Source organism: Pseudorhizobium xiangyangii, assembly GCF_020531965.1.
GTDB lineage: Bacteria > Pseudomonadota > Alphaproteobacteria > Rhizobiales > Rhizobiaceae > Neorhizobium > Neorhizobium xiangyangii.
On the sequence record NZ_JAJAWH010000062.1, the window covers coordinates 1 to 5,741 of the forward strand.

The 5,741-nt window shown below is 56.8% G+C and carries 6 protein-coding genes and 1 pseudogene; 5 read left to right on the forward strand and 2 right to left on the reverse strand.

Translation table 11 applies throughout. The features are described from left to right. Positions 1-1,183: plasmid replication protein RepC (gene repC, locus LH464_RS23880; RefSeq protein WP_226788902.1), on the forward strand; the 1,183-nt coding region annotated here is incomplete at its 5' end. Positions 1,184-1,275: 92 nt separating this feature from the next. Here repC and LH464_RS23885 read toward each other — a convergent pair. Next, positions 1,276-2,097: a hypothetical protein gene (locus LH464_RS23885; protein WP_226788903.1), complete on the reverse strand. Its 822-nt coding sequence runs from the start codon at positions 2,095-2,097 to the stop codon at positions 1,276-1,278. 150 nt (positions 2,098-2,247) lie between these two features. Here LH464_RS23885 and LH464_RS23890 point away from each other — a divergent pair. Continuing rightward, positions 2,248-2,616 (forward strand): annotated as a pseudogene (locus tag LH464_RS23890) (Tn3 family transposase); the annotation flags it as partial. 192 nt (positions 2,617-2,808) lie between these two features. Here LH464_RS23890 and LH464_RS23895 read toward each other — a convergent pair. Further along, positions 2,809-3,102, reverse strand: coding sequence for a hypothetical protein (locus LH464_RS23895; RefSeq protein ID WP_226788904.1), 294 nt, complete (start codon positions 3,100-3,102; stop codon positions 2,809-2,811). 674 nt (positions 3,103-3,776) lie between these two features. Between LH464_RS23895 and LH464_RS23900 the strand changes: the two genes are divergently transcribed. The 3 genes from LH464_RS23900 to LH464_RS23910 all read left to right on the forward strand — a co-directional run bounded on the left by LH464_RS23900 (position 3,777) and on the right by LH464_RS23910 (position 5,594). Further along, positions 3,777-4,343: a TetR/AcrR family transcriptional regulator gene (locus LH464_RS23900; protein ID WP_226788905.1), complete on the forward strand. Its 567-nt coding sequence runs from the start codon at positions 3,777-3,779 to the stop codon at positions 4,341-4,343. Positions 4,344-4,413: 70 nt separating this feature from the next. After that, complete coding sequence (locus LH464_RS23905) at positions 4,414-5,196, forward strand: SDR family NAD(P)-dependent oxidoreductase (RefSeq protein ID WP_226788906.1); 783 nt, start codon at positions 4,414-4,416, stop codon at positions 5,194-5,196. Positions 5,197-5,225: 29 nt separating this feature from the next. After that, entirely contained in the window at positions 5,226-5,594 is a 369-nt protein-coding gene (locus LH464_RS23910) for a nuclear transport factor 2 family protein (RefSeq protein WP_226788907.1), read from the forward strand. Positions 5,595-5,741 lie beyond the last annotated feature (147 nt).

Consider the following 5,741-nt stretch of genomic DNA (forward strand, 5'->3'; position numbering starts at 1 on the left):
GCGGCGGCCGATGACGCTTGCCTTGGTGAAAGGGCAGCTCGATGCGGCCGGCCGGCGGCCGGAACGGGCCGTGGAGAAATGGAAAGTGTTTCGCGATGTCGCCGAGGCACGCCAGCTGCTCGGTTTGCAGGATCGGGCCGTCGCCGTTCTCGACGCGCTTCTGACGTTTTATCCGGGCAATGAACTGAAGCCCGACAGCAGCCTGGTGGTGTTTCCGTCCAACGCCCAGCTATCGCTGCGCGCACACGGCATCGCCGGTACCACGCTCCGGCGCCATCTTGCCGCACTGGTCGATGCCGGCCTGATCCATCGCCGGGACAGCCCGAATGGCAAGCGTTATGCCCACCGCGACAATGGTGGACAGATCGAGCAGGCATTCGGCTTTGACCTGGAGCCGCTGATGTTGCGCGCGGCCGAACTTGCCGGTCTCGCGCAGAAAGTGGCGGAGGAGGGCAGGGCCTTCCGTCGCGCCAGGGAAGCACTGACGATCTGCCGCCGTGATGTCCGCAAGCTGATCAGTGCAGCGATGGAGGAGGGCGCTGAAGGGGATTGGGCGGGAATTGAGGCGGTATATGTCGGCATTCTTGCGGGCCTTCCTCGCACCCCCAACCGCCAGCAGGTCGAAAACGTGCTCGACGAGATGGAGCTTCTGAGGGAAGAGGTGGTCAACCAACTGGAACTTCAGCTAAAATCACAAAAAACAGACACCAATGCCATCCATGATGGATGCCACATACAGAATTCAAATACCGAATCCATCAATGAACTTGAACCTCGCTCCGAAGACGAGCAGGGCGCCAAGGCTGCGCCAACCAAGTTGCGTACCGTCGAGCCGATAAAGGCTTTCCCGCTGGGGATGGTACTGCGAGCCTGCCCACAGATTGCGGACTACGGTTTGGGCGGGCAAATTTCCAACTGGCGCGAGCTGATGACGGCCGCGGTTGTCGTCCGGTCGATATTGGGCGTCAGTCCGTCCGCGTACCAGGATGCCTGTGAGGTCATGGGGCCGGAGAATGCGGCCGCGACGATTGCCTGCATCCTTGAAAGGGGAGGGCAAATCAATTCTGCGGGCGGCTATCTGCGTGATCTGACGGCGAGGAGCAGGCGAGGGGAGTTTTCCCTCGGACCGATGTTGATGGCGTTGACGCGCGCGACTGTGACGCCGCTTGGAAAAGTATCCTGATAGTGTTGCTGTTCCAGATTAAATTGAGTGAGCCCCTGCCATAGGGTTAATGGACCTTGGGAAAGTGGTAGAGGCCGCCAGGATGTCCTCTATCAGCCGTGATTTACGGCTATTACCGCCACGAACACAGGTTCCGCAGGCGCTTCTGAAGGAAAAGTATGCATTCCAATGGCTACAATCCCGGGACGAACCTTTCGACCTTCGTAGAGGTCAAGCCGCCAATTTCCAGACTCCCAGCTCGTCGCCGTGTTTTTGAAGCGCCGCCCAATGCGGCTCACGGGCTCTCCAAGCGACGAGTCTTTTGCGAGGGTGGTCAAATTGGCGGCAATTCGTTCCGAGACAACGCCGCTTTCGAGCGAGGTCTTGAGCGTACAATAAGTGACGTCACCCCCCTTAAGGTTGTCACGCTCAATCTTGATCACCGTCTTGCCCCCATCGGTGGAGAAGAGCTTCTCCAGGCGGATCAAATCAGAGCCAATCTCTTTCGCCACGAGGGGAACGGCATCAGGTAAAGCTGTAGCCCATCCCTTGCCTGAGGGTGATTTAGTCCCCTGGAGGCACATCTCCTTAAAGGCTAGAACCACCTCCTGAGCGGATAGATGCGACTTGTTGCGCTCTTCGGCGAACGTCGGTGATGCAGCAAAGATGGCCGCCAGAAATCCTAGAGCCACAGTTTCTGTCGATGTGGAGCTCCGGCTGAGCCCCATTGTAGGGTTTTTAGTCCCCTCAAGGCTAGGAGTATCCATCGGGTTCGACCCGCTCAGTCCCAAAGTCTTAACGCCTGCCGGAAGGTCTAAGCCTGTGCCCTGAGAATACAATTGCGCGTTCGCTGAAATATGCGACGAGAGGAGGCGTTTGAGGTAATTTAACAAGTTCGGGATCATGTTATTTCGAAATACGTCGAGTTTAACCAACAAACATTACGTCTGGTGTTTGGGGACATGAATTGTCGTCGCGGAAGCGGATAATGGCTGCCTGCTGGTCACGATTGTTTTGCCGATAGCTGAAATGCTCATGCCGGTCGCGAGATCGTCGGGCACAGCCTGTTTTTGGTTTTCGCTAAGGGTTCCAAGTCAGCGGTCACAGACACCGTGCGCGCCTTCACTTCTTTAGGGGCTTTTTTGCTTGAAGCCCGCAATGACGGTGTGCTGCTGGAAGTGGCTGTCGCGAAATCGGCGGAATAGGATCGACCCGAGCAGCTGGTCGCGACAGGCGTCCAGCTCAGAATACGCTGGTGGGCGAGCCATTGGCTCATGTCGGACACGGATATCATCGCTTCCCCCGATACGCGCCGCATGTTCCGATACCTGAAACTCAAGGCAGCACCGGTAACCCAGTCCTTGATTGCGGCGGAAAAGACCATCGGAGAAATGCGAGCGTCACCATCGGTAACCGTCAGCTTCTTGCGGTCCAATTCGAAATGGCGCCGCCATGCTGGGGTTGGGACAAGAGCAGTGCCAAGTCGTACGCTAAGTTCGAACGAAGCATGATCCATCATCGCGGACCTGCATAATGGTCTGCCGGCTATAGGAAGTTGGTCAGATCAGATATTGAGGGCCGCTCCTGAAACGACCTTGTTTCGCTGTTCATGAAGTCCTAATAGGTCTGCATTAATGTCAATGCCTTCACGTATTCACCCCGTTCAGCATAGACATTGATAGCTTCGCGCAACACGGGGTAACCTGACTGTCTTTTTTGCCTCCCGTCGGAATCGAGGCAAGTTCTGCACGTCGTTTCCAGATCGGGTCTTCAGCGATATGCACCGGTCCGGTATCAAGACGAGAGAACCAGCGGGCAATATTATCGATCGGTCCACCAAAACCGAAGCTCGGTGGAGAAATGATCATCTGAACCGCCAATCTGCACGCCTTGTCTCGAACCGCATTACAACCTTTATTGTCAGCAGTATAATATTTCACTCACACGCTCTCCAAACCGTGTACTGCCTAGTCAAGGAAATAAAATTGTTTCGTGATAAAATTTTACCACCCCTTGCAGCGCTTATAGCCGCAATTCTGGTAATAGGATTTTTCCCAAGAAAGTGGCTAAATCTGTTTGGATTAAGCGATCTTGTAAACGGGCTCATAATTATAGGAACTGCGTTAGCGGCAGCAGTTGTCATTGAACGAATTCTGAAACCTAGAAAGTCTCAGAATTGATCCTTTATTTCCGCGTTGCTCCCCCTCGCGGGGGTTTAACGAGCGGATTTCTCGGTCTTTTACCTTCTGTCATTCTAGGGTCATCTCCGGCGCTTCTGTCAGGCGCGATGACCCCAGAGACAAGTCCATCAATTCCCCCCTCGTTACGGCACTGCATCGCCTGATCACTCGTCATATATCCAATGGCAGCAAAACCAAGCGGCCATTGAAAAGCTCAATACACCGCCTGCGACTGATCTACGGTCAGCGTTGGTTTCTCGCTGAACAACGCTAAGAGGGATCAAATCACGAACACCGTGAGACGAGTGGTAAGGTAAGGTGCATTGCCAAGACTTTTCTTCAGGAGGAGATCGGACACCGCTGTCCCGTGCTTTTGAATTAGTTATTGACCGGCGGGTACAGAACTGTCATACCTCCCGACTATGGCACGACCGATGGAATTTGATTCCGACACAGCAATTGACCAAGCAATGGAGCTGTTCTGGCAGAAAGGCTATGCCGGCACGACACCCCAGGATCTGCTTGACGCTACCGGCATCGGCAAGGGCAGCTTCTATAATCATTTCAAGAGTAAGTACAGGATGTTTGAGCTGTGCTTGCAGAGATATCGCGAGGTCCAGGCTGACGCCCTCATCGCATTCTTGAAAACGCCCGGATCCGCCAAGGCAAAGCTCGCCGGGGCGCTCGACCAGTTGATCCGCTTCGATCTTGAGGGGCCGGTGCGCAAGGGATGCATGGCCGTGAACACGGCGGCTGAGCTGGGGGCGAGCGACCCTAGCGCTCTGGCAACCGTGCAGGGCATGTTCAGCCGGACGGAAGCGGCCTTTGTCGAGTTGATCGAGGAGGGCCAGAAGGCAGGGGAGTTCCGGCGCGACATTGACGCAGCCTCGCTGGCGAGCCTGCTTTTAACGACCGTGCTGGGCCTGCGCATCGCCGGCCTGGTCGCCGACACTCCCGACCGCCTCAAGCGGGCGGTTGATGCGTTAACCTATTTGATTTGAAGCCCAATGCGCCGGGTCGAGCAAAAGCATATCGCGTTTTGTACCTGCGACTACAGAAAGAACTACGAAAATGGAACTCGGATTGAACGGAAAGGTCGCGTTGGTCACCGGCGCGAGCCGTGGAATTGGCTTTGCGACGGTGAAGTCGCTCATCCGTGAAGGGGTGACCGTATTCGCTGCGGCGCGACATATCACGCCGGAGCTCGAGAGCAGTGGCGCGAACACTTTTGAGGCGGACCTCGCCCGGCCGGACGGCGCAGTTCGCTTCGCCGAGCACGCCGTCGCGCGCGCAGGTCACATCGACATATTGGTCAACAATATCGGCGCGGGCGATGCGGTGACGCTTGGCGGTTTCCTCGACGTGACCGACGATCAGTGGCGCTCGAACCTCGATGTCACGTTGATGAGCTCGATCTGGATGAGCCGGTCGGCTCTCCCCCACTTGCTGGAAACCGGAGGTGCAATCGTCAATGTTTCGTCGATCAACTCCAAGATGCCATCGGTCGGCCCCATCGCTTACACCACCGCCAAGACGGCGCTGGCGGCACTCACCAAGTCGCTTGCCGAGGAATTCGGGCCGCGCGGCGTTCGCGTCAATGCGGTATCCCCAGGCGCGGTGAAAACGTCGCTCTGGACGGGCGAAGGCCGCTTCGGCAGTTCGGTCGCCGCGGCGATGGGGGTTCCCCTTCAGAAATTCCTGGCCGCCTTGCCCGGCCAGTTCCAGATCACCAGCGGACGCATCACTGAGGCGGACGAAGTGGCAGACCTGATTGCCTTCCTGGTGTCGGCCCGGGCCGCAAACATCGTCGGGGCGGATTACGTCATCGACGGCGGCTCACTAAAGGCACTCTAAAACCCCAAGCGTAACCAAGGAAACTGATCATGCCACACCTTTACGACGAAATAGCCCGCCGGTGGACTGCAATCTGGAACGAGACCGATCGCGAGAGCCGGCTCAAGCAGGCGACTGCCATCTGGGCAGACGATGCAAGTCACTACGCTCCCGGATTTATCGGACATGGGCTGGATCAGATCAACGATCGCGTGGACGCGGCTCATAACCGCTTCGTGAAGCAAGCGGGATTTAATATCCGCGCGATCGACGTCGCGGGCTATGGCGATGTTCTTCGTGTCCTGTGGGAGATCGGCTCTCCTGAGGGCGGACCCGTCGTCGCGCGCGGATCGGAGGTGATCGTGCTCGCCGAGGACGGAAAGATCTTGCGGGATTATCAGTTCAACGATCCCCAATAGTGATTGGTCAAGGCGTGGATCGTCCGCTTAATGCCTTAAGCCGGACGGCTCACGCCTAGACGGCGCATTCCCTTCCCGAAAACAGGGGCGGCCTTGCCCGCTCTAGAGACAATAAGGAGACGCCCGCTAGTTTGTGAACTATAGTTC

What these genes read in the sequence shown, in the direction of transcription:
- LH464_RS23900 (WP_226788905.1), top strand. Translation starts at nt 3,777, where the DNA reads ATGGAATTTGATTCCGACACAGCAATTGACCAAGCAATGGAGCTGTTC.
- LH464_RS23905 (WP_226788906.1), top strand. Translation starts at nt 4,414, where the DNA reads ATGGAACTCGGATTGAACGGAAAGGTCGCGTTGGTCACCGGCGCGAGC.
- LH464_RS23910 (WP_226788907.1), top strand. Translation starts at nt 5,226, where the DNA reads ATGCCACACCTTTACGACGAAATAGCCCGCCGGTGGACTGCAATCTGG.